This window comes from Dehalococcoidia bacterium (assembly GCA_025054935.1).
In the GTDB taxonomy this organism is placed as follows: Bacteria; Chloroflexota; Dehalococcoidia; order SpSt-223; family SpSt-223; genus JANWZD01.
This window is the reverse complement of the sequence record JANWZD010000008.1, coordinates 98,730-122,428: the sequence shown is the minus strand read 5'-3', so window position 1 is coordinate 122,428 and position 23,699 is coordinate 98,730. Positions and strand designations below refer to the sequence as shown.

General features: G+C 66.9%; 22 protein-coding genes. 12 read left to right on the top strand and 10 right to left on the bottom strand.

Annotated elements, in window-relative coordinates:
* Positions 1–85: 85 nt before the first annotated feature.
* From NZ773_10260 to thiL, 6 genes are all read right to left on the bottom strand, one after another.
* Positions 86–1,246: a cobalamin-independent methionine synthase II family protein gene (locus NZ773_10260; GenBank protein MCS6802307.1), complete on the bottom strand. Its 1,161-nt coding sequence runs from the start codon at positions 1,244–1,246 to the stop codon at positions 86–88.
* A 1,038-nt stretch (positions 1,247–2,284) separates the two neighbouring features.
* Positions 2,285–2,701: an EthD family reductase gene (locus NZ773_10255; GenBank protein ID MCS6802306.1), complete on the bottom strand. Its 417-nt coding sequence runs from the start codon at positions 2,699–2,701 to the stop codon at positions 2,285–2,287.
* A 92-nt stretch (positions 2,702–2,793) separates the two neighbouring features.
* A complete protein-coding gene (locus tag NZ773_10250) occupies positions 2,794–3,213 on the bottom strand; it encodes an EamA family transporter (GenBank protein ID MCS6802305.1) in 420 nt (139 codons plus the stop codon).
* Positions 3,210–3,851, bottom strand: a complete 642-nt coding sequence (gene tsaB, locus NZ773_10245) for a tRNA (adenosine(37)-N6)-threonylcarbamoyltransferase complex dimerization subunit type 1 TsaB (protein ID MCS6802304.1) — start codon at positions 3,849–3,851, stop codon at positions 3,210–3,212. The genes NZ773_10250 and tsaB overlap by 4 nt, the downstream gene beginning before the upstream one ends.
* Positions 3,848–4,303 carry a tRNA (adenosine(37)-N6)-threonylcarbamoyltransferase complex ATPase subunit type 1 TsaE gene (gene tsaE, locus NZ773_10240; GenBank protein ID MCS6802303.1) on the bottom strand — a complete coding sequence of 152 codons (456 nt, stop codon included), beginning with the start codon at positions 4,301–4,303 and terminating at the stop codon, positions 3,848–3,850. The genes tsaB and tsaE overlap by 4 nt, the downstream gene beginning before the upstream one ends.
* Positions 4,300–5,283, bottom strand: coding sequence for a thiamine-phosphate kinase (gene thiL, locus NZ773_10235; protein MCS6802302.1), 984 nt, complete (start codon positions 5,281–5,283; stop codon positions 4,300–4,302). The genes tsaE and thiL overlap by 4 nt, the downstream gene beginning before the upstream one ends.
* Positions 5,284–5,474: 191 nt before the next feature.
* Between thiL and NZ773_10230 the strand changes: the two genes are divergently transcribed.
* From NZ773_10230 to NZ773_10220, 3 genes are read left to right on the top strand one after another with little or no spacing between them, the layout of a single operon-like run.
* Complete coding sequence (locus NZ773_10230; protein ID MCS6802301.1) at positions 5,475–5,846, top strand: rhodanese-like domain-containing protein; 372 nt, start codon at positions 5,475–5,477, stop codon at positions 5,844–5,846.
* Positions 5,843–6,052, top strand: coding sequence for a hypothetical protein (locus NZ773_10225; protein MCS6802300.1), 210 nt, complete (start codon positions 5,843–5,845; stop codon positions 6,050–6,052). Before NZ773_10230 ends, NZ773_10225 begins: the two co-directional genes overlap by 4 nt.
* Positions 6,028–6,888 (top strand): dienelactone hydrolase family protein, encoded by an 861-nt coding sequence (locus NZ773_10220; protein ID MCS6802299.1) that lies wholly within the window; start codon positions 6,028–6,030, stop codon positions 6,886–6,888. Before NZ773_10225 ends, NZ773_10220 begins: the two co-directional genes overlap by 25 nt.
* Here NZ773_10220 and NZ773_10215 read toward each other — a convergent pair.
* Complete coding sequence (locus tag NZ773_10215; GenBank protein MCS6802298.1) at positions 6,885–7,118, bottom strand: hypothetical protein; 234 nt, start codon at positions 7,116–7,118, stop codon at positions 6,885–6,887. The two genes, NZ773_10220 and NZ773_10215, sit on opposite strands and share 4 nt — an antisense overlap.
* 59 nt (positions 7,119–7,177) lie before the next feature.
* On the opposite strand from NZ773_10215, the gene NZ773_10210 reads away from it, so the two are divergent.
* The 9 genes from NZ773_10210 (at position 7,178) to NZ773_10170 (ending at position 19,024) form a co-directional block, all read left to right on the top strand.
* Positions 7,178–8,191: an isocitrate/isopropylmalate dehydrogenase family protein gene (locus NZ773_10210; GenBank protein MCS6802297.1), complete on the top strand. Its 1,014-nt coding sequence runs from the start codon at positions 7,178–7,180 to the stop codon at positions 8,189–8,191.
* Between the two features lie 55 nt (positions 8,192–8,246).
* Positions 8,247–10,550 carry a glycosyltransferase family 39 protein gene (locus tag NZ773_10205; protein MCS6802296.1) on the top strand — a complete coding sequence of 768 codons (2,304 nt, stop codon included), beginning with the start codon at positions 8,247–8,249 and terminating at the stop codon, positions 10,548–10,550.
* A complete protein-coding gene (locus tag NZ773_10200; protein MCS6802295.1) occupies positions 10,547–13,279 on the top strand; it encodes a glycosyltransferase family 39 protein in 2,733 nt (910 codons plus the stop codon). The genes NZ773_10205 and NZ773_10200 overlap by 4 nt, the downstream gene beginning before the upstream one ends.
* 142 nt (positions 13,280–13,421) lie before the next feature.
* Positions 13,422–14,243: an SDR family NAD(P)-dependent oxidoreductase gene (locus NZ773_10195; protein ID MCS6802294.1), complete on the top strand. Its 822-nt coding sequence runs from the start codon at positions 13,422–13,424 to the stop codon at positions 14,241–14,243.
* A gap of 552 nt (positions 14,244–14,795) precedes the next feature.
* Positions 14,796–15,500 (top strand): hypothetical protein, encoded by a 705-nt coding sequence (locus NZ773_10190; GenBank protein MCS6802293.1) that lies wholly within the window; start codon positions 14,796–14,798, stop codon positions 15,498–15,500.
* A gap of 232 nt (positions 15,501–15,732) precedes the next feature.
* Entirely contained in the window at positions 15,733–15,855 is a 123-nt protein-coding gene (locus NZ773_10185) for a hypothetical protein (GenBank protein ID MCS6802292.1), read from the top strand.
* Entirely contained in the window at positions 15,855–16,367 is a 513-nt protein-coding gene (locus NZ773_10180; GenBank protein ID MCS6802291.1) for a cytochrome c oxidase subunit II, read from the top strand. Before NZ773_10185 ends, NZ773_10180 begins: the two co-directional genes overlap by 1 nt.
* Positions 16,368–16,383: 16 nt before the next feature.
* Entirely contained in the window at positions 16,384–18,054 is a 1,671-nt protein-coding gene (locus NZ773_10175) for a cbb3-type cytochrome c oxidase subunit I (GenBank protein MCS6802290.1), read from the top strand.
* A 673-nt stretch (positions 18,055–18,727) separates the two neighbouring features.
* Positions 18,728–19,024, top strand: coding sequence for a hypothetical protein (locus NZ773_10170; protein MCS6802289.1), 297 nt, complete (start codon positions 18,728–18,730; stop codon positions 19,022–19,024).
* A 189-nt stretch (positions 19,025–19,213) separates the two neighbouring features.
* Here the strand turns inward: NZ773_10170 and NZ773_10165 are convergent, their stop codons facing one another.
* The 3 genes from NZ773_10165 to NZ773_10155 form a co-directional block, all read right to left on the bottom strand.
* The gene (locus NZ773_10165) at positions 19,214–19,906 is read right to left on the bottom strand and encodes a DUF86 domain-containing protein (protein MCS6802288.1); all 693 of its coding nucleotides are present in this window, start codon (positions 19,904–19,906) and stop codon (positions 19,214–19,216) included.
* A 47-nt stretch (positions 19,907–19,953) separates the two neighbouring features.
* Positions 19,954–21,519: an ABC transporter substrate-binding protein gene (locus tag NZ773_10160; protein MCS6802287.1), complete on the bottom strand. Its 1,566-nt coding sequence runs from the start codon at positions 21,517–21,519 to the stop codon at positions 19,954–19,956.
* A 117-nt stretch (positions 21,520–21,636) separates the two neighbouring features.
* On the bottom strand, positions 21,637–23,340 hold the full coding sequence (locus NZ773_10155; protein MCS6802286.1) for an alpha/beta fold hydrolase: 1,704 nt from the start codon (positions 23,338–23,340) through the stop codon (positions 21,637–21,639).
* Between the last annotated feature and the right edge of the window lie 359 nt (positions 23,341–23,699).

Genomic DNA, 23,699 nt, shown 5'->3' with positions numbered 1-23,699 from the left:
GATGGTTTGCCCGCGCCAGCAGCACATTTCGTCGCGTGGGCGCGCGGAGCGCACTTCAGCGTCTGTGTCGCCGGTGCGAGCGCCGCTATTTCCACAACTGCTTGGTCGCTAGTTCCGCGCCCTCGGCCATCGCCCGGAATTTCGCCCACGTGATCGAGGGGACGACATTCATTGCACCGGCAGCGGTCGAGAAGCCGCAGTCGGTGCCGGCAATGACATTTTCGCGGCCGACGATTGTGGCGAACTGGATGATGCGCTGGGCGACCAGTTCGGGATGCTCAATGAAGTTTGTCGTCGAATCGAGGACGCCCGGAATGAGTACCTTTCCCTCCGGCAGGGGGACCTCCTGCCACACTTTCCACTCATGCGCATGACGCGGGTTTGCCGCCTCGAACGAGATGCCGCTCGCTCGAACGCTGAGCACGATGTCGAGGATGTCGCGCAGCGGCACGTCGTGCGTGTGCGGGCCTTCGTAGTTGCCCCAGCAGAGATGGATGCGGATCTGTTCCTCGGGGATATCGCGCAGCGCATGATTGAGGGCAGCGACATTTGTCTGGGCGACCTTTCGGAACTCTTCGAAGGAGAGGTCGCGCCATTTGGTGTGCCGTCCCATTGCGAGATCAGGGCAGTCCACTTGGAGCACGAAGCCAGCTTGGGCGATGCGGTCGTACTCGGTTTTCATCGCCTCAGCAATGGCGAAAACGAACGCTTCGTGGGTCGGGTAGTACTGGTTCTCTAAGAAGACGGCGACAACGCCGGGCGAGGCGGCACTGAGGAAGGCATCGGCCGTCTCGCGGCCGGCGAGCGCGGCGCGCAGGTTGGCGATGTCACGGTCAACCGCCGCTGTGTCGCGGTACACGATCGGTCCGTCGCAAGCTGGCCGGCGCGCGATCCCGGCGCCGCCGCTGCTGCGCTGGGCATACATCCGCTGTGCCCACTCGGGAAACTCTTCGAGGTCGGCTGCGCCGCTGGGGGGGATCTTCGCCTCGCCGCCGAAGCCGGTGACACGGTCGGCGACATAGGTCGAGTACATCACCTTGCTCATCTCGCCGTCGTTGACGATGCTGATGCCCGATTCGATCTGCTTGTCGACGACTTCTTTCACCGCAGCGCTGACTGCGGCCTCGAACTCTGCTTCGTCGATAGGCTCGCCGCGGTCGCGAGCGTACAGCAGTTGGACAAGCCGCTGCGGTCGCGGCAAACTGCCCGTGTGGGTGGTGAGGATGCGGTCGGTGCTGCGGCGCATCGGCGGGTTCCCTCCGGATGATGAACGCTATGCTACGCCAAGCCGCCCTGCCGATGCGAGTTCGCGCTGGAAAGCACGCGGGAGCCCACTTGGAGGCCGCGCTGCAGCGCGAACTCCGCGCCGGCGGAAGACGGCGTCAGCGCCCGTGCGCTACTGTCGCGCTCACCCGCCCCATCCGCGCGAAGCAGCTGCTGAGCGGTGAGCAGCATCTCTCCGGTCTCGGGCGGCGCTCGCTGCGCACCCGCCACGCAAAGCATGCGGCTGCAGAAGCCGGGCGGCAGAGCCTCCCGTCCACAGGGAACTGCGCTGCTTCCCTCTCCCCAGGTCGGAGATTGTCCAGCCCGGAGGAGCCGTTCCTGTTCCTCGCCCTCGTCAGCCAAGCTCCCGACGCGCCCCGAGCGGCGTCGCGGCGGCATCAGCGTCAGACCAGCTGGTGTCGGGACAGTCCCGCACCCCGCCTCGGCAGGGATGAGGCGCGCGTACCCGCCCTGACTACCCGAACACCAAAGGCATGCTCCCCCTTCTGCCCCCTGACCATGAGAGCACTCAGGACGCGCTTCTTGCTCCACCTGAACTCGCCACCAGAGCACCCAAGATGGACCGCCCGACCTGACCGTCGTTGCGAGCGAGCGCAGCGAGCGTAGCCCCTCCGACCTCCGCGGGAACCCCTCTGAGGACCAGATCACGCCCGCTCCGTTCGGGATTGCCACGGCCCGCTTGCAGCGGACCGCGCAATGACGGGAACAGCCGACCGCTCACCGTCCCAGTGTCTGCCGCTGTGACAGGCGTCCAGCGCAGCAACGCCCGGTTCTGTTTATGGCAGGCGTGCCCCCCTTCACCTCTCTGCCACGGAGCGGCAGACCGCCGCCAGAAGCGGCGACACGCCCTCGCTACGGGGCTCCTCCAGCAGCACCCCCGCTGCGGAGATGGACGCAGCCCCACGGTGTCCTGTCGGGCAAACGGTCGCTCAGGAGGAGAGAGGCGGACAGTCGGCAGCACGAAAAGCGCCGCGCGCCGACAGCCGCTCGGGAGGACCTGTTACTCGCCGCGGAAATGGGCACGGCGGCGGTTGAAGTAGTCCGCCCATTCGCCGCTCGCTTCGGTGAAGAGCCCGTTTTCGTCGAAATGGTATTCCTCGACCTCGTTGAAGAACGACTCCGCCTTGGTGTTGTGATAATTCCGGCCGTCGGGATTGAGCGCCAGCATTTCGGGGGAGAAGATGCAGCGCCGCGCATCTTCGATCGTGTCGAAGTACAGCTCTGTTATTCGGTAAAAGGGCGGCTTCGTGCCAGCGCGCTCCGGGATATCCTCGATGACGCGGCCGAGCACGAGTTTCCGGCAGCCATACTTGCCGACAAATTTGAGCGCCTCGGCAACATGGACCTTGTGGTAGTGGTCCTCGTTGAAAAATTGGCCATCCTCTTTGGCGCGATACATCAGCGTCAGCTTTACCATCGCGAGCCTCCGGGCAGGGGGTAGGTTCGAGATCGTCGCCCCGCCATCGCGACTGCTGTGCCATGCCTGCTTGCGCAAACAGCGCGACGGGATTAGGTTCGATAGCTTAGCCCAACCATCGCGACGCCACCGACAATGACGAGGCATCCTGCCAGCCGCAGCAGCGTGACGTTCTCGCGGAAGATGAAATAGGAGAGGATGACGACAATCACATACGAGATGCTGAGCATCGGGTAAACGAGCGAGATCTCGGCCCGCGACAGCACCGCAAGCCAGAAAATCGACGCGCTGAAGACACAGGCAAAGCCGGCAAGAACATAAAGATTGGTAAAGACGCTCCAGAGCGTCCCCGCGAGCTCAGAGAGCGGCCACAGTTCGAGGGTGCGGCCGACATTGTTGACCCCATGCTTCAACAGCAACTCGCCGACAACGGAAAGACAAATCCCGATGAAGAGAAGGCCGAACGCCTGGATCATCGTCCTCCTTCTGGACGGCGCCGCGACGGTCGTCATGCTTGCGCCTTCGGCTGCGTGATCTGAGGGGCGCGCAGGTAGAGCGGCTCGACAGGACCGGACACGCCGGCGCGCAATCGCTCGGCACCAAGCTCGGCGATGATCCCAGGACGCGGATGCGCTGCGACACCGACCACTATCGGCCCGTCCACCTCATCGAGCTTACCCACCGCGCTCACGATGACCTGACACCCCGTCAGGGCTCCGGCCGTTTGCGCGGCAGACACGATTGTCGGGGCTAGGACGGTCGCAATTCCAGTCCCTTCTTTCTCAAAGACCGCTACCGCCCGGTCGCGGCCGGCAGCAACTACCGTCCCGACCCGACCGAGCGCTCGATAGGGCCACGCCATCCCCTCGAGCAGGGAAACGCCGACGAGCGGCAGGCGGCGGGCGAGCGCAAACCCTTGAGCGGTGGCGATCCCGACGCGAATTCCATTGAAACTGCCAGGCCCTGTGACCACGACCAGCCCGCGCACGTCGTCGAACGAATGGCCGCTGTCGGCAAGCAGACGGATCAAGCGCGGCAGCAGTTCCGCCGTCTGCCGACGCTCAGATCGCCAGACGAGTTCTGCGCACAGTTCCCCTGTCCAGAGCGCCAGCCCCGTCAGCTCGCCCGCAGTGTCGATGGCGAGGATCACGGCGCTATCCCCGCCCGCCGCAGCAGCGCAGCATGGCGCGGGCCCGTCGCGCGAAAGGTGATCGTCCGCTCGTCATCCTCGCCGCTGAGATCGATGTCGAGACGCTCCTCCGGCCAGGCGCCGAGGTAGCGTTCGGGCCATTCAACGACGACAACGCCGACCCGGCCAAGGACATCGTCGAGCCCAAGGGCGCTGAGGTCCTCCACGTCGCCCAGGCGGTAGAGGTCGACATGAAAGAGCGGCAGCCGGCCGCGATGCTCGGCGACAAGAATGAAGGTCGGGCTCGTCACCTCATTCACGCCTAGTCCCTCGCCGACCCCTTGAGCGAACGTCGTCTTGCCGCTGCCGAGGTCGCCGCGCAAGAGCAGGACCGCGCCCGGCTCGGCGGCCGCCCCCAGCGCTCGGCCCAGCGCCCGCGTTTCGTCGGCGCTGCGCGTCTTGCGCTCGATCACGCGCCGCTCCGCGCAAGATGATCCCAGCCGACGAGCGGCCCTGCTGCACCCGCGAAGCGGACCCCCGGCGTGGCGACGATCCGGCCGATCGCGGTGAGCGGCAAGCCAGCAGCGAGAACGCGCCGCCAGACCGCCGGGCGGCAGGTGACAAGCAGTTCGTATTCCTCCCCGCCGGTAGCAGCGATCGTCGGCGCCTCCTCCGGCCACGCCTGACGCAGCGCGGGATGAATTGGCAAGCGCGCTAGCTCAATCTCCGCGCCGACGCCCGAGGCCGCGCACAGCTTCGGCAGGTCGCCCGCAAGCCCGTCGCTCAGGTCCATGCCGCAGCGAACGCCGAGCGCAACGAGCCGCGCTCCTAAGCCGAGCGGCGGCTGCGGACGGTCGTGAGCAGCAAGCAGCGCAGCGCGTAGCGACGGCGGGGCATCGCGCTCGCCGAGCCGGATCAGCAGGCCGCCTGCAGGACCGCCAAGTGTGCCGCTCACCGCGACGATATCCCCCGGTCGGGCGGCCGAGCGGAGTAAGAGCGCCCGCCGCCAGTCCCGTCGCGCCGGCGCCGCGCCGGTGAGGGCGACAGTAAGAAAGCGCACCGGCGAGCGGACAATATCGCCCCCCGCAATGACAGCGCCCGCCTCAGCGAGAGCGCGCAGGCCAGCATACAGTCCGTCGACCCAGCTGACCGGCGTGTCGGGCGGCAGCCCGAGCGTGACGAGCGCATAGCGCGGCATCCCGCCCATCGCGTTGATGTCGCTCAGGTTCGAGACGGCAGCCTTCCAGCCGACTGCGACCGGGTCGGCCTGCGCGCTCAGAAAGTGGATGCCGTCAACCATCGTGTCGGTCGTGGCAATCGTCAGCGAGCGGCCGCTGCGCCAGACGGCGGCGTCGTCGCCAATCCCGACGAGGAGGTCCGAGCGAGGAAGCGAGGAGAGCGCGGCAGCAAGGCGGTCGATCAGGCCGAATTCACCCAGGTCGGAGACAAGCACGGCACCTCGCCTCCGCGCGGCAGTGGCCGAGCTGGCTCCTGCTTCTTCGCTCTCCGCCGCGCTGCCTCTCAGCACGCAGCACCATCATAGCGCACCCACGGCGGGGTCGCGCGCCGGCGCCCGCGCCGTGCTACAGTTCGATCGACTATGGCGACGGGAACGCAGCCTGTCTGCCGCCTGAGGAGACCGTGATGGTTGTGAAACAGAAGGTGGACTTCAGCGAGGCGGAGCGGATCTCGCAAGAAGAAGCGAAGGCGCTGTTCGACCAGGGCGAGGCGGTCTTCGTCGATCTCCGCGCGCCGTTTGCCTATGAGCAGTTTCGGCTGCCCGGCGCGGTCCGGCTCGACCTCAAAGAGGTTGTCAAGCACGCTGAAACCGTGCCGCCAGCCAAGACGATTGTCTACTACTGCGATTGCCCCAACGAAGAGACAAGCGCCCGGGCAGTCCAGCTCGTCCGCAAGCGGCTTCCCGTTCGCGCTGTCGCCCTCGTCGGCACAGTTGAGGAATGGCTGGAGCGAGACTATCCCTTCGAGCGGGGAGCCCCGGCTGGCGCGATGGCATGAGCAAGCCTGAGAAGCGCTGCGGCACCTGCAAGTGGTACGAGCCGGGCGACGAAGAGCGTGGGTTGTGCGGCAACCCAGCCCTGACGCTCGGCAAGGAGAAGCTGTCGGTGCGCGAGGCCGTGATGTCGTGCGCTGGCCAGTATCATGGCGGCCGCACCTACTGGGAACCGAAGCCGCGTCGGTGGTGGCCGTTCGGCAGTCGCTGATGCACGCCGTCTCGCGCCGGTCGCTCCTTGTCAGCTCCCTCGCCCTGGCCGGAACGGCCTGCTTCGGCGTCCGACAGGCGGCGCCGCCAGCCACCCGAACGCCCATCCCCGGCCCGGGCACGCCAGTCAGCCCGAGCGACCCCGCCATTGACGCTGGCGCCGTCGATTTCCTCGTCGACCGCGACCGCATCCTCGCCTACCGCGCCCGGCCACGTGGGCGCGGGCCCTTCCCCTCCCTTCTCCTTCTCCCCGATGGACGCGGGCTCGGCCCGAATGCCAAGGAGATGGCGCGCCGGCTCGCCAAAGGGGGCTATCTCGCTCTCGCCATCGACTTCCTCTCGCGCAGCGGCGGCACCGACAATGCCGGCGATTTGGCCGCGATCAGCACGCTCCTCAACCGCCTCCCGCCTGACCGCGCCGCCGGGGATGTCGTGGCGGCAGCACGCTATCTTGAGGGGCTCGATTTTGTCGACAAGGGCGCGCTCGGGCTCTTCGGCCTTGACTACGGCGCAACAGTCGCTTGGGTGGCCGCCTCCGAGCTGCCCCAAGTCCGCGCGGTCGTTGTAGTCGGCGGCGAGCCGCCTTCGGCGGCGCGGCTGGCGCGCATCAAGGCGCCGGTGCTTGGCCTCTACGCCGAGTATGACCGCCGTCAGGTCGCGGCGGTGCCGCAGCTTGAGGAAGCAGCGCGACGAGCTGGGATCACGTTCACGGCGGTGATTGTCAAGGGGGTTGAACGGGGATTTCTCAACGAGGCGAATGTCGAGTACAACGAGGCCGGAGCGCGGCAGGCGTGGGAGCGCGCCGTCATGTTCTTCGAAACAACGCTGCGCAGCTAGGCGTGGCGGCCGCCCGGCCGCGAGACTGCCTCGCCGCCGCCATACTGATAGAGATCCTGCTCGCGCGGCACGGCCGGCGAGCCGGCCTCCTCGAGACCGAAATAGCGCTCAACAGCGGCGATGATCACCTGCTGGACGGTCTTCCCTTCTGCAGCAGCGCGCTGACGAAGGAGGTCGGCCACTTCGCGGCGAAAGCGCACTGTCCATACCCGATCGTCGACCACCGCCATGGGACCTCCTCGAATCGGCCTTGCGCTGATGATACCGTATGGGGAGAAGGGAGCACGCGATGGCCATCACCGTCACCTTGATACCTGGCGACGGCGTCGGCCCTGACGTCGTCGCCGCAGCTCGGCGCGTCGTCGAGGCGACCGGCGTTGAGATCATCTGGGAAGAACGGCTTGCCGGGGAAGCAGCGCTGCTCCGAGTGGGCAATCCGCTGCCGTTCGACACCCTCGAGTCAATCCGGCGCAACAAAGTCGCGCTGAAAGGCCCGCTCACGACCCCGGTTGGGTCCGGCTTCCGCTCCGTTAACGTCGCGATCCGCAAAGAGCTCGATCTCTACGCCAATGTCCGCCCTGCCCGCAGCCTCGAAGGGGTCCGCAGCCGCTACGAGCATATCGACCTCGTCGTCATCCGCGAGAACACCGAAGACCTCTACGCCGGCATCGAGCACATGGTCGGGGAAGACGCTGCTGAGAGCATCAAGATCATCACCCGGCGGGGCTCAGAGCGGATTGTCCGCTTCGCCTTCGAGTACGCTCGGCGCGAAGGCCGCCGGCTGGTGACCGCTGTCCACAAAGCAAACATCATGAAACTGACCGATGGCCTGTTCCTGCGGGTCGCGCAGGAAGTTGCCCGGGAGTATCCCGACATTCGGTTCGAAGACCGGATCGTCGACAACATGTCGATGCAGTTGGTCCAGAAGCCAGAGCAGTACGACGTGATCGTCTGCCCGAACCTGTACGGCGATATCCTCTCCGACCTCTGCGCCGGACTGATCGGCGGGCTCGGCGTGATGCCCTCCGGCAACTTTGGCAAGGAGTGCGCCGTCTTCGAGGCGGTTCATGGCACCGCGCCGAAGTACATCGGCATGAACCGGGTCAACCCGACAGCGCTTATCCTTGCGGCGGCGATGATGCTGAAGTATCTCGGCGCGGACGAAGCAAGCCGACGCATCACCGCCGCCGTCCGCGCCGTGATCGCTGAGGGCAAGACCGTCACCTTCGATCTCGGCGGCCACGCCAGCACTAGCGAGATGGGCGAGGCGATCGCCCGCAAAATCGTTCAGCACGAGGTGTAGCGCACCGGGCGCCTGATTCGGCGCCCGGCTCAGCGGAACCGCTAGCATCCCGACGATGGCTCTTCTTCGCCTGCCCAGTGCCTCGCCGGCGCACTCCCGCACGCCGGAGCGCGTAGCACCACGACACGTCACGCCGCGCGGACTGCAGCTCATCCTCGCGGCGTTTCTCGCCATCGGAACGGTGTATCTCTTCGCCACGCCGCCGTTCGAAGCGTCAGATGAGATTTGGCATTACCCCTTTGTCCAGTTCCTGCAGCGGGGAATGGGGCTGCCGATCCAGCAGCCGCGTCCGGAGGACAACATCGCGCGTCAGGAAGGGGGCCAGCCGCCGCTCTACTACGCGCTGGGCGCGGCGCTCACCTTCTGGGCCGACCAAGGGCTGCCAGGGAGCGGGATCGAGCCGAACCCCCATGCCATGGTGGGCGTGCCGCTGACACCGGGCAACAAGAACCTCGCCATCCACCAGCCGAATGAGCGCTGGCACGGCGCCGGCCTCGCCGTCACCATTATCCGCTTCGCGTCGCTGCTGATGGGCGCAGCGAGTGTCTGGCTCGTCCATCGCCTCGTGCTGCTCTGCCTGCCGGGCGCGCCCGCCGTCGCCCTCGGCGCAGCAGCGTTCACCGCCTTCAACCCCGAGTTCCTCTTTATCAGCGCCGCCGTCAACAATGACAACCTGATGACGCTGATCGGCCTGCTCGGGGTCGACCGGATTCGCGCCGCCGTCGTTGCCCCCTCGCTTCGAAACAGCGCCGTGCTCGGGCTCGTGCTGGGGTTGGCAGCGCTCACCAAGCTGACCGCGCTCGGCCTGCTGCCGCTGGCGGGCGGAGCGCTGCTTTGGGCGGCGTGGCGACGGCGCGCGCTCGGCTGGCTGGTCGCCCATGGGGTCGTCGTCTTCGGCCTTGCGGCCCTGATCGCGGGCTGGTGGTATGTCCGCAATCAGATCCTCTACGGCGAGCCGACAGGGCTGTCGATCTTCCTCCAGATCGTGAACACCCGCAACCCGCCGCCGCCGATCTGGGAACTGATCGTCAACGAGTTCGAGGGGTTTCGAATCTCATTCTGGGCACTCTTCGGCGGCGTCAATATCCTCGCCGACCGCGCCACCTATCTGTTCTACGACCTGCTGTCGCTGCTCGCGCTCGCGGGGTTGGGCATCGTTGGGGTGCGCTGGTGGCGCGCCCGCAGCGGAACGCCGTATCCCGGCCCGGTCGAGTGCGGAACGACGCTGCTTGTGCTCGCGTGGCTGGCGATCGTCGCCATCGCGCTGCTGCGCTGGTCGCAGACCACCCTTGCCTCCCAAGGGCGGCTGCTCTTCCCCGCGATGGCAGGCGTGGCGCTGCTCTTCGCGCTCGGGCTGGTCGGCGCGCTGCCGCGGCAGTTTGGCGAGCGCGGCGCGGCTGCACTTGGCGGAGCAATGGCCCTCGTTGCGCTGGTGCTGCCCTTCCGCTTTATCCTGCCGGCGTATACCCCGCCCCCGCCGCTCACCGCCGAGGAGGTCGCCGCGCTCGCGCCGCGGCTCGACATCGACTTCGGCGACTCGATCCGGCTGCTTGCCGCCGAGGTTCCTCCCGGCCCCTACCGCCACGCCGACCGGGTCCCGGTGCGGCTGACCTGGCAGGCGCTCCAGCCGATGGACCGCAATTACAGCGTCTTCGTCCATCTCTTCGCTCGCGACAACCGCAAGGTCGGCTGGTACGACACCTATCCCGGGCTCGGGCTGCGCCCGACGCGCGACTGGATCGTCGGCGAGGTCTATCAGGATGTGATCCCGGTGTACATCGAGTATCTGACTGAGGGACCGGTGCTGCTGCGCGTTGAGACCGGGGTGTACGATTTCACGACCGGCGAGCGGCTGCCGGCGCGCGTTCGCGGACGCGATATCGGCACCAGTCCGGTGATCGGCTGGACGAAACTTGCCGACCCGCCCGGCAGCGACCCGCCGGCGATCTCCCTGAGCGCTGACTTCGGCGGCCTTATTCGCGTCGACGGCGCGACGGTCGTCCCGGCACGCCGCTTTCCGCCCGGCGACACGCGGCCGCCGGCGTGGCATGTGTCGACCTGGCTCGCAGCGATCCGCCCGATCGACCGCGACTACACGATGTTCGTTCACGTCGTCGGTCCGGACGGTCAGCTCCTCACCCAGAACGATGGCCAACCGGTTGAGAATGCCTATCCGACTTCGCGCTGGCTCGTCGGCGAGCGCGTCATCGACCGCCGCGAAGTGCCCATGCCCTCTCCGCCGGTGGCAGGTGCTCGGCTCGTCATCGGCTTCTACGACCCCGCGACTGGCGCTCGCCTCCTTCGCCGCGACGCGCCGGGCGACGCGCTCGACGTCGGCCTGCTGGAGCCAGCCCGATGAGCTGGCGCCGGTGGGTGCTGGCCGCACTCTGCCTTGCCGCGTTCGCGCTGCGGGTGCACCACCTTGGCTACGAAAGCCTTTGGCTTGATGAAGCGGACGCGCTGCGCCTCGCGTCGGCGCCGCTAGGCGAGCTGTTCAGCCGGCTGACCTCGGTCGGGGAGAACGGACCGCTCTATTTCATCCTCCTGCGCGGCTGGGTGACCCTGGCCGGGACCAGCGAATTTGCGCTGCGGTTCCTCTCCCTGATCGCGAGTGTCCTCTCGGTGGCGGTGATGGGCGCACTCGGAGCCCGGCTCGGCGGATGGCCGCTTGGGCTAGCGACCGCGGCGCTCGCGACGTGCTCCTCGTTCCTCATCTTCTACAGCCAAGAGACGAAGATGTATGCCATCCTCGTCCTCTTGAGTGTGCTCTCCGGCTACCTGCTCGTCCGCGCGTTCGCTGACAATCGGCTCCTCCTCTGGTTCGCCTTCCTTGTGACGACCAGCCTCGCAATGTACACCCACGTCTTCGGCGCCCTCCTCATCCCCGCCGCCCTCGTTTACGCAGCTGCGCGCCCGCACGATCTCCGCCGCTGCTGGAAAGGCTTTGGCGCCGCCTTTGCCCTGCTGACCGTGCCGTATCTGCCGCTTGCGGCTTGGCAGCTGTGGGCGCTCACCCTGCCTCGACCGCCGGTGGGAAGCTACTACGGCGCGCCGGCGTTTCCCGACCTCATCCGGCTGCTGCTGCGCGGGTTCGGCACGATCATGCCTGAGATCGACCACGCGACGGCGTGGCTCGTCTTCGGCGGGCTGGCGGCAATCGGGCTGCTGCCGTTTGGGCGGCGCGACACAGCCTACCGGCAGCGCCTCTCCTATCTTGGCGCCTACTTCCTCGCTCCGGCCGTGCTCGCCGCGCTCCTCTTCAGTCGGATGCCGATCTTCCTCGAACGGTATCTGAGCCCGCTCCTCCCGGCAGTGTTCCTCGCGACGGCTGGCAGCGTCGTCGTCCTCGGCGCGCGCTGGCGGCCGCTCGCGGTCGCGCCGCTTGCCATCTGGGTCGCCTTCAACGCGCCGCCGTGGTATGACACCCACATTCGGGGGATCCTTCTCAAGGAAGCGTGGCGCCCGGCAACCCAGTTCATCGAAAGCCGCCTCGAGGAGGGCGATCTCCTCATCTTCCTCTCGCCCGACGGCCGGATCGCCTATGACTACTACGCCACGAAACCCTATCGTCGGGCCGAAACGATCGACATCGTCGGACAGAGCCGGGAGCAGATTGCGGCAGCACTCCACGCCCGCACCGCCGGCGCTCGCCGCTACTGGGTCGTGCTCAGCCAATACGTCCGCGAGGATGTCGATGACCTTACCTTCTGGCTGGTGCGCAACGCGACCAAAGTGGACGAGCGGGGCTTTAAGAACATTCTTCTTTCGCTCTGGCTGCCGGCGCCGCCCGGGCGGTGGGAGCCGACGCCGAGTGAGAGCACTGCGATCGAGATCGATGGCCGCCTTTCGCTTGTCGGCTACGATATCGCTGACCTCGCTGACGGGACCGTCTCGCCGCGCTGCACCCCGGAGCCGGTTCTCTGCACCGTCAAGCTGACGCTGTACTGGCGGGCCGGCAGCAAGCTCGACCGGGATGTGCGCATCTCGACGAAACTGCGGGACGACGCGCGCCTAGTCTGGGGCCAGTTTGATCTCGCGCCGAACCCCTTCTATCCGCTCGCCGAATGGCGCCCGGGTGCGATCTATCGGGCGGAGTGGTACATCCCGCTTTTGCCGGGCACGCCGCCCGGCCGCTACCAGCTGCTGCTCTCTGCCTACGACGCTGAGACGGGACGGATGCTGCCCCTCCACCACGCGGGCGATGCTGCGCCGCGTCCGGAGACGGTAATCGGCGAGCTGACGATTCGCCCTCCAACGGGGGGCTGGCCGGCACGCGCCGTTCCGGCTGGACCCGCTGGCCGCTTCGGGCCAGTGGAGCTGCTCGGAAGCGCAATCGGGCCGAGCGAGACGACGCTCGGAGGAACGCTGACGCTCACCACTTTCTGGGCCGGGGACCGGCCGGCGGCCGAGGCGGTGATCGAGCTGACGGACGGAGGAGCGAGCTGGAGCGTCGCGATCCCGGCGGGCGCCGACGTGCGAGCAGTCCAAGCCCGCCTACCGCTTCCCGCTGCAACGCCGCCCGGCGAGTATCACGCTCGTCTTCGCCTGCGGATAGAGGGTAGAGCAGCCCCGCTCGCCGGACCGCTCCCATTCCTTACCACCGACGCCCTCTCGCTCGGCACGGTGGTGGTGCGCGGCCGCGCGGCGCGCTATGAGATCCCTGCCGCGGCGCGGCGAGTCGAGGGACACTACGACGGCGGCCCGACGCTCGTCGGCTATACGCTCGCGCAGCGGGTGAACGGCGCCGAGCGTCCGCTTGTCGGCGCGCTCGACCGTGAAGCCGACGCCCTCGTCGTAACGCTCTACTGGCGGAGCGCAGGGCCGACCGCCGCGCCCTACAGCGTCTTTGCCCATCTCGTCGGGGAGAGCGAAACGCCGCTCGCTCAGCACGACGGCCCGCCGGGCGAGGTTCCTACGACCGCGTGGCTCCGCGATGAAATCGTCGCCGACCGGCACGAGATCCCGCTCGAGCGCCTTGCGCCTGGCCGCTATCGCCTTGCCGTCGGTCTCTACGATCCGGCGACGTTGGCGCGTCTTCCTACTCCCGACGGCACCGGCCGCACGATCGTCGCAAGCATCGAGAAGTAGTCCTCTCGCCCTGCCTGCAGCGCGGCGACGTTCGCGGCTCGTCTGCAGGCGGAGCGCGCCGCCCGCTCGCCCTGCTGCTCGTAAAACGGCTATCGTTGAGCAGCGTCGGCCTCGCTCGCATTCGCCGGCGCATGGAGCATGCATGCAGGACTTTGCAGATCGGGTGGCGGTCATTACGGGCGCAGGGAGCGGGATCGGGCGCGCGCTCGCCGAGAAAGCCGCCGCTGAAGGAATGAAGGTCGTCATTGCCGACATCGACGTTGCGGCGCTTGAGGAGACCGAGCGCATTCTCAAAGGCGAAGGCGCGACTGCGCTCGCCGTTCCGGTCGACGTCGCCGACCCGGTGTCGGTCGACCGGCTGGCACAAGAAGCGCTCGACGAGTATGGAGCGGTCCATCTTGTCTTCAACAATGCCGGGGTCGGCGCAGGAACGACGGTTTGGGAGAGCACCCTCGCAGATTGGCAGCGGGTGCTGGGGGTCAATCTCTGGGGCGTGATCCACGGTGTGCGCACCTTTGTGCCTCTTTTGCTTCAGCAGGAAGAAGGTCACATTGTCAACACCGCCTCGATCGCTGGCGTCCTGCCGTTTCATCCTAGCGGGCCGTATCAGGTTTCTACGCACGCGGTGGTCGGGCTGACCGAGCATCTCGCGGTGTCGCTCAAAATGAGGAACGCTGCAGTCGGCGCGTCGGTGCTGCTGCCCGGCTGGGTGCGAACGAACTTTCTCGCTTCGGAAGCGCACCGGCCGCCAGCGCTTTCCGACCCCATCCCCCCCGGCTGGGACGACGCTACACTCAGGAAGATGCAGCAGGCAGTCGCCACCGGCATGGCGCCCGAGCGCGTGGCGGAGCGCGCGTTCGAAGGTATCCGCGAAGGGCGGCTCTATCTGTTCACGCACCCCGACGACAAGGACGAGCTGGCGCAGCGGCTGCAGGCGATGCTGGCGAGCATCCCCGCCCAGTAGCGCTCCGTGCGGAGCCCCCTCCCTCGCGATGCGATCTCGCTCGATGGGGAAGCGGTGTGAGGTCGGCATCCTCCCGACCTGCAGGCCGGAGGGGCAACCTCGGCGCGTAGACGGCAGGAGCAGCCCGAGACTGGCCCTCCACCGCCGTGCAGTCGGTCGCACGGCAAGGAAGCGCGCCTAGGTCGACGCACCGTGAGCCGCTCGCGAGCGCAATCGGCGCCGAGCTCTCAGGCGGCCGTCCCGGCAGAGCGGCGCCTTCCCGCGGCGAGGCGCCGCTAACGCTCATCCGGCGCCGTGCGGCCGGCCTGCCGCCCCCGCGCGCTTCTCGAACCGCGCTCCTCTCGCACACTCACCTCGGCTAGGGCGTCGCGGCCGGGAAAAGGCAGAAGGCACCGCTAACGAGGCCGAGCAGCTTCCGCGCTGCTGATGCGCCGCGCCATCCTCGGCGCGCATTGCGGCGGAAGCGGAGAGTGCCTCGTCGCACTCGATTCTGCCGCCGGCCGTCATCCGTCCGGAGGGAGACAGCAGTGCGCCCCTGCCTGGCGAGAGCGCTTGCTGCTCCAGCCCTCAGGCCGGGCCGCATCCATCGCCGGCGTCGCGTGCGGCCAAGGGTCGCTCAGCAATTTCATCAGGCTTGCGCCTCAGCGGACACTCACTGGCCTCAACTTCCTCGATGATAGCTCCTGCAGCACGGCGAACGGCACGGCGGATGGGACGACGGCCGACCCGCTGCTGGGTCCGCTGGCAGACAACGGCGGCCCGACGCTCACCCGCGCCCTACTCGCCGGCAGCCCGGCCATCAACGCCGCCACCGGCACCTGCCCGCCCACCGACCAGCGCGGCGTCGCCTGGCCGGTCGGCCCTGCCTGCGATGTCGGCGCGGATGAGGCCAGCGGCAAGCCGACACTGACCGCGCTCGATCCCGCGAGCAGGCTGGCGGGCAGCGGCCCCTTCCCCCTCCTCGTGACGGGCAGGGGCTTTCTGTCCGGGACAGCGGCGCTCGGGGACGGCAGCGTGCGGCCGACGACGATCCTGAACAGCACGACGCTGAGCGTGGCCATTAGCGCAGCCGGCGTGCAGACGCCGAAGACGGCGACCGTGACGGCGCGCTACGGGGAGGCCGCGGACAGCGTCTCCAACGGCCTGCCGTTCCACGTCGTCAGCCCGACGCCGACGGCCACCCCGAGCCCGACACCGACCGAGTGGCGACAGCGCCAACTCATACCGCTAATGCCGGTCAATCAGCCGACGGAATGAGCGCCCCCCCCCGAGGGCTGAGGGGCTCGCCCCCGGGCTCCCATCGTCCGAGCCTCGGGGGCGACGGCTGGCGCTGACCTCGGGCAGGCGGGGACCGGGCTGCGTGCAGGCTGTCAAGTGAGCGCTGGTGCCCTCCCAAGGCTGGGGAACGGCCCAATCGGACCGGCCGAATGGCTCATGTCATCTGTGATAGGCTGTGCCATCATCGGCAGTAGCGATACAGGAGGACGCGATGGATCATCATGAGCCGCCGCGCGGCGCACTGCTGATCACCGTTGGATTTCTGCTCCTTCTCGTTATCCTCTGGACCAATGTCTACCTCACCGTTTTGCGCTACGGCATGGGAGGGCACTGATGCAGCGCTCCGACCGGCTGTCGATCTATCTTTACGAGTTTGCCTGGATCCTGCCGAGCATCGCGATCCCGGTGGCGATGATCGTCGCGATCGCGTTGAGCTCGTTCGCAATGGGGATCAATGTCCAAGCCGACTACGGCCGGATCGACCCCACTCGGGTCAACGAGACGCCCCCTTTTGATCGCCCCGGTCTGCGCCAAGTTGGGCCGAACCGCTATGAAGCGGTGATCGTCGCGGAGATCTGGCGCTGGATCGCTGCCACGCCCGACGATAAGTCGCGCCGCGTCGAACTGACGGTGCCGCGCGGATCGGAAGTGACCTTTATTGTCACCTCCCGCGATGTGCTGCACGGCCTGAAGATTCAGAACACTGCCATCAACATGATGATCATCCCCGGCCAGATCGCCCGCGCCACGGCAAAGTTCGATATTCCCGGGGAGTATCTCTTCGTCTGTCACGAATACTGCGGCACGGGACATCACTTCATGTACGGCGTGCTTCGCGTCGAGTAGCGAGGGGAGGTCGAGCATGACGACAGAGCGCGTGCACCGCTACCCTGCCGAGGGACGGCTTGCGGCCGCGTACTTCATCGTCGCCCTTACCGCGCTCGCCGTCGGCGGGCTGATGGGCACCTTTCAGGCGCTCAACTACGCCGGCATCGACGAGATCCTCGGCTTCAACTTCTACAGCGATGTTCCGTTCATCTACTCCTACTATCAGGCGCTGACGCTGCACGGCGTCCTTCTCGTCCTGATCTGGACGACCTTCTTCATCTGCGGCTTTTTGCTCTATGTCGCTGTTCACTCCCTCGGGACACCGCTCCCCTCACTTCGCTTCGCTTGGGCAACCTTCGGGCTGATGCTGTTCGGCCTGCTGCTGGCGGCTGTTCCGATCCTGACCAATGACGCGACCGTGCTTTTCACGTTCTATCCGCCGATGAAGGCGAGCCCCCTCTACTATTTCGGCTTGACCCTTGTCGTTGTGGCAACGTGGGGCGTCCTCGCGTCGCTCGTGCAGACGTATCTTGTCTGGCGTCGCCAGCACCCTGGCGTCAGGACACCTTTGGCCGCTTTTATGGCGCTCGTTACGATGACAATGTGGACAATTTCGACCGCGGGGATCGCGGCGCAGATGATCTTCCTGATGATCCCGTGGTCGCTCGGAGTTGTCCAAGGCACCGACCCGCTGCTCGCGCGGACCCTCTTCTGGTTCACCGGCCACCCCATCGTCTACTTCTGGCTGCTGCCCGCCTACCTCTCGTGGTATACGATGGTGCCCAAGCAGGCGGGCGGGCGGCTGTTCAGCGACCCGATGGCGCGCGTCTCATTCCTCCTGTTCCTTCTCCTGTCAATCCCTGTCGGCTTGCATCATCAATACGCTGACCCCGGCATCCAGCATGCAATGAAGTTTCTGCATGCGGTCTTCACCTTCGGCGTCTTCTTCCCAAGCCTCTTGACCTTCTTCAACGTGGTCGCCTCGCTCGAGAATGCGGGCCGCGCTCGCGGTGGCACCGGCTGGCTCAGTTGGATCGTGAAGCTGCCCTGGGGCAACGCCTCAGTGACAGCCCAACTCCTTGCCATGATCCTCTTCGCCTTCGGCGGGATTAGCGGTCTCGTAAATGCCTCCTACAACGTCAACAACGTCGTTCATAACACCGCTTGGGTGGTCGGCCATTTTCACCTGACGGTCGGCACAGCCGTAACGCTCACCTTCATGGGCGTTCTCTATTGGCTGGTGCCGTATCTCTCAGGAAAGCGGCTGTTCAGCAATCGGATAGCCCTCATTCAGGCATGGATGTGGTTCATCGGAATGGCGATCTTCTCGAACGCGCTCCATCGCCTCGGGCTTCTCGGAATGCCGCGCCGCTCGATGATCGGCGATGCGCCCTATCTCGCTCTCCAGCCTGAATGGCAAAACATCTTGCCCTTCATTGGCGTCGGCGGCGTACTGATGACGATCAGCGGGCTGCTCTTCTTTGCTGTTCTCATCCTGACCCTGACCGCCTCGAAAGCGCCAGCTAACGTCGAGTTTCCTCGGGCAGAAGCAGTCTCCGGCCCGGAGGATGCCCCAGCGATCCTCGACCGCTGGCGGCCGTGGATTGTGGGCGCGCTCGTGCTGATCGCGATCGCCTACGTGCCGCCGCTCGTCGCTCAACTGGCGACGCTGTCGCTCACGTCGCCCGGCTTCCGCCCGTGGTAGCGGCGCTCACCTGCGAGCGCGGCAAGGAGGCAGCGGCTGAAATGCGGCGCCCCCTGCAGTAGCCAACGGGTCGCAAGCGTGATGGATACAAGCAGCCGGCGGAGAGCCGCAACGAGTCGCCCCGCTGGAGAATGCTCTTAGGCAATGGCCGAGGGCGCGCCGCAGCGACGCGCTGCTTCCGTCCTCTTCGTTGCGATACTGATGGTGGACTTCGCGCTTGTCCCGCCAGCGCTCAGCACGTGGCACTGGCAGGCGAACTTCGACGCCGATGAGGCGTTTTTCGCGCTGCTTGCCCGCGAAATCAGCAAGGGGCGTTACGCGCCCTATTACCCGGGCCAGCAGCATCGCCGCAAAATCCCCCTCTCTTGGCTGGTTGGGGCAGCAGCGTCGCTCAGCGGGGAGCCGGCTTACTCCTGCTCTTCAGTCACGGCTGTCTGCGAGGCGAGTGATTTTCGGCTGGTCAGGCTCTTCGGGTGGTGGAACCGTGGAGTGCTGCTCGCCCTTCTCACCCTCACCCCCTTCCGCTCTCGAAGCTGCCCATTGCTGCTGTCGCAGGGCTTCTCATCGGCAATCTCGGTGCCTGCTTGTCGGCGCCGCGAACCTCGCCGACCTCTTCTCGACGCACTATCTTCGGTGTGCGGCGGCTCTGGTCATCGGCAGTACTCTCGCCCGCTTGCTCCGCGACCTGCGGCCACTCGGGCTGGCTGGTGGTATTGTCTGGCTCGGGTTTCTCGGCCTTGGCACCCTCGCCACAATGTGGAGCGATTTGCAGCGCGATGTCGGCTGGCTCGACGAAGCCGCCTTTCGCGAGCTTCAGCGCACCTTGATTGCCGAACAAGCAACTGTTGGCTATACCGATTACTGGCTAACGTCGGTACCTATCTTCCTCTCGGAAGGGGAGCTCGTCTTCACGCAGTATCAGCCAGGGCTCCCCGGATCGCGCGGTTCTCTGACCGGCACACACCGCTGAGCAGCTAGCGACCGTTTTCTCCGACTATTCCCCTCGCCGCTGCAGCACGCCGCAAACGAAGCGGAGATACGGGCTCTGGCGCGGGAGGGCGTCGTGCGCCACGAGTTGGCGGAGGCGCTGGCAACGCGCCAGCTCGTGCGGCGGTTCCGTCTTGCGCACTAGGAGACATGGATTCTCGAAGAAGCGCGGTTACGCTTCCGTATTAGCTACGAGGCGGCGCAGCGAGGCGATAAGAGGCGGCATCTGCTCGCGGGCGACCTGCCAGACCAGGTCGTCGTCAAGGCGGTCGTAGGCATGAACGATGCGGTTGCGCATCCCTATCATCGCCGCCCACGGAATGTCCGGATGCGCCTCACGCGTCTCGCGCGACACCTTGCTCGCTGCTTCGCCAATCGTCTGGATGAGATGCAGCACCGCAAGCTGAACGACCCGGTTTGAGGAGAACTCCGCTCGGTCGAGCCCGGCCACGATTGCGCGCAGCTCTTCGGCGGCGGCGAGCATGTCTTCGAGGTAAGCGCGCTCGTCCTTGGCCATTGGCGGTGCCAGCTCCTCAATGGCGACTGGGAGCATCGTCTCGCTCCCGTCCGGATGGCGCTCATAGAGTAGCCGTTCACTGGCAAGAATGCCGGCGCGCAGGCGTGGCGCAAGCCCCTGCCGGTCGACGAGGTCAACCGGCCGGCCAAACAGGGCACTCAGCGCCTCGGCAGCCGCAAAGCGCGCAAGACCGGCATCCGGGGCGAAGTCGGCAAGCAGGTCGAGGTCGCTCTCCGGACGGAAATCCTCACGCAGCGCCGAGCCGAAGAGGCTGAGGCGCATGATGCCGTAGCGGCGGCAGACAGCAGCGATGGCGTCAGGGGCAACAGCAAGCTCGGGACGGAGCATCGCGTCTCTCCGTCCCGAGTATCGCACGGGCCGCGCCGGGGCGCGAGTTACTGGATCTTATAGGCCGGGTCGTAGTTCCAATACGACGGCGTGGTGCGCACCAAACCCTGCGTCTTCGCCGAGGTGATGACGAAGGTGGCGGTGGCAACGAGGAAGACCATGGGCACGTCGTCCGCCCACGCTTTCATTGCTTCCTGCAGGATCGTCCAGCGGCGGTTGGTGTCTGGCTCGGCATAGGCGCGCGACAGCAGTTCGTCCATCGCCGGGACGCACCAGAGGACGACCTGCGGCGGCTGGTCGCACTTCAGGAACTGCCAGCTGAAGGAGAAGATGCCGTTCGGGTTGGTGCCGCCGGCTGAGATCAGCTCCGTGCGCGGCGCTTGGCCGAGCGCGACTTGGACGTACTGCGATTGCTCGAGCGGGAACAGTTGGTAATTGATCCCGACGTCGCGGTGCGCGGAATGGACCGCTTGGAAGAGGGCGACGCCCGTGGGGTCGGCGTTCGAGAACTGGAGCCCTTGCAGGGTAATGCCGTTCGGATAGCCAGCCTCGGCGAGGAGCTGCTTCGCCCGGTTCGGGTCATACGGATAGGGCGGGATGTTCTTGTTGTACATCGGCGAGGTCGGCGCGCCGAGCTGGCCGATCGGGGTGCCGAAGCCGCGGTAGATCGTCCGCGCGATTGCTTCTTTGTCGACGGCGTAGTTGAGGGCGCGGCGGACGCGGATATCGCGCAGCGCTGTCTGCTCAGCCTCACGCTTGTTGAACAGGATGTTGACATAGCTGTCGCTCTCGGCGAGCACGTTCATCCCCTCGCGCCGCGCCGCGTCGATGAGGTCGGGGTTGGTGACCCCGAGGACGATGTCAAGCTCATTCGCGCGGATGCCGTTGATGCGCTGGCTTGGGTCAGGGATGATGCGCCAGCGGATCTCGGTCGCGTTCGGCTTGCGGTAGGGATGCGGCGTGCTTCGCAAGCGGTAGATCACTTGGTCGGTCGTCCTGCCCTCGATGTACTCGAACGGGCCGGAGCCGCCGCCTTTCGGATTAGTGACGAACTCGCGGTAGCCGCCCACCGCTTCGACGGCCTTCTTCGAGACGATAAAGACATTCGGCGCGACATAGAGCAGCGAGTAGTCGCGCTGCTTGGTCAAGATATCGACGGTGTAGTCATCGACCTTCCGCGCGCCGGTGGTGAAGAGCAACTGGCGCCCGACGGTGTTCGTCGGTGAGGGCTGGAGCAGCATCTCGATGGTGAAGACGACGTCATCGGCGGTCAGCCGCTCGCCGTTGCCGAAGGTCATGTCCTTGCGCAGCGTGAACCGCCACGTCGTGCCATCCGGCTGAAGATCCCACTTCTCGGCGACGCCCGGCTGGATGACAAAGTCCTTACCGAAGTTGAGCAGGGAGTCGAACTGGATATGGTTGAAGTTGACCAGCACCGACTCAGGCCCGAGCGTCGTGAGCCCTGCCGACCCGATGCGCAAGATCTGCTCCGCCGCCCGCTGCGGCGCAGGGACTTGCGCTCCTCCGGTCGTGGGCTGCGGCGTGGGCGCGGCTGGCGCGCAGGCGGCGCCGAGCATGGCTGCTACGAGCAAGGTCGTCAGGACAGACCTCATCCCTTCCTCCTGCATCCCCGGCCCTCCTCCGGGTGACGCGCTGCCAATCTTCCGGCTTCAGTGTAGCAGGGTTGCATCTGCAATCAAAGTTTTTCATACCGCCGATAGTCGACGGGATTACGGCTCCCGGTCGAGAAAGGCGCGGAAGAGTGCGGCAGTTTGGGCGCGCGCTTCTGGAGAGGAGATCCCCGCGTGGTCCTGCGCCTCAGCCGCGGGCGCGAGCCGCGCCGCCTCCGGCACGCCCCTAGCGAGCGAATCCCCCCGCTTCGTCGTCATCAGCGCCGGTGTCTTGAGGCGCGTCAGCCGCTCCGCTGTCGGATAGCGGAACGCGGCCCAATAGTTGACGTGATAGGTCGTCGCCGACTTCAGAAAATCGACCGTTGCCCAATGCAGCTCTTCAGGGTCGGGGTAGGGGTCGCGTCGGCGCGCCGAGCGCATCTGGCGGCGGTACCACGGCGACCAGAGCGTCATATCGCGCCGGAAGTTCCACGCCCAGACAAGATGTCCCCCGTGCGGGTCGATCGTCATTGGCGGCGCGTAGCGCTCTAGCAGTTCGGCGGCCAGCGCCGGCGGATAGAGCGGAATGCCGTCCGCGATGACGTGGCGGACGCGCGTCGGCCGGTCGAGCGCCGATTGCACGCCGATCAGCGCGCCCGTGTGGTAGCCGTAGACGTCGTAGTCGTCGATGCCGAGCGCGTCGATCGCGTCGCCGAGGACTGCGGCGAGGTCGTCGATGGTCGGCTCACCCGGGAACGGAACGGAGTCGCCGTTGCCGGGCGTGTCGAAGGCGACGACGAAGCGGTCGCTCGCAAGCTCGGCGAGGAGCGGCTCGAGCGGCTCGCTTGACCCAGGCGAACTCTGGAAGAGAACGAGCGGACGCTTCCTGCCCAGCTCGCCGCTGAACCGCGCCAGGATCGGCCCGAGCCGGCTCGGCACGTAGCGGCGGCGGATAACGCCGGGGCGGCTTGCCACCGCTGGAGGCGGCGGCGCGGCCGGCGGCAGACCGTCGCCGGCAAGGAAGGACAGCGTCCGTTCGGCGAGCGCGCTGGCATCGTGCATTCCCGCTGGCACAGGCTCGACGCGGAGCGTTCCGCCTGCCGTCAGCCGCTCGAGGTGTGGGCGAAGCGGGTCGCCCTCGCCGGCGAAGAGGAGGGTCGGCACGCTTACCTGCCGGATCGCGGCGAGCCCGTCGTAGCGGAATGCGGCGAGGTGGCCGAGCCAGGGGAAGGTCCCGCCGCGCAGGAAATCGACGACCAGCTCGTGCAGCCGTTCCGGTGTCGGCAGGTCGAGCGGCAGCCGCGCCTCGGGGATGCGGCGATACCAGGGCCAGAAGATGAACATGTCGCGCCGCAGCGCCCAGACGCGGACGAGATGGCTGCCGGCCCAGTCGGGCTCGATCGGCGGACAGAAGTGAGCGATCAGGTCATCGCGCTCCTCAGGGGTGTACAGGCCGTAGCCGTCGAGCACGAGCTTGCGGACACGGTCGGGCCGCAGCAGGGCGAGCGCGACCGCCGTCTTCGCGCCGGTGTGCGAGCCGTAGAGATCGACACGATCGAGGCCGAGCGCGTCCAGCGTTTCCCCAAGAGCGACGGCGTAGTCGTGGATCGTCGGCCGGCGCACCGCGAGCGGCGCGCTTTCGCCGTAGCCCGGAGCATCGGGCGCGATCACCGTCCGCGCCGCGGCGAGCGCGGTGATCAGCGGCTCGAGGACGAGCGAACTGTTCGGCGCGGCATGGAGCATGACGAGCGGCGGCCCGCTGCCGGCGCGGCGGTAGTGGACACGGCGCTCGCCGACAGAGAGATAGTGGCGCTCGATCGTCATGCTTTTCTCCACTTTCCTCTGGCGCGGAGTATAGCCCCATGACCCGCTCTTCCTCGCTTGCGCTGCTCGCGATGCATCTGCAGGACGACCTCGTCCACCCAGCCGGAACGTTCGGCCCCGACCGCATCGCCATGCGGCCGGCGGTCGAAGCGCTGCTCGACGCTGCTGCTCGGGCGCTCGCCGGCGCGAACTGCTTGTCATCCACGTCGCGGTCGCCTACCGGCCTAGCTATCCGGACTTGCACCATCGCGCGCCGCTCTTCGCCGCCATTGCCGCTCGCAACGCCTTGATCGCGGGGGGTCGGGGCGCAGCCTTTCACGACGAGGTTGCTCCCCAAGCAGGCGATGTCGTGGTCACCA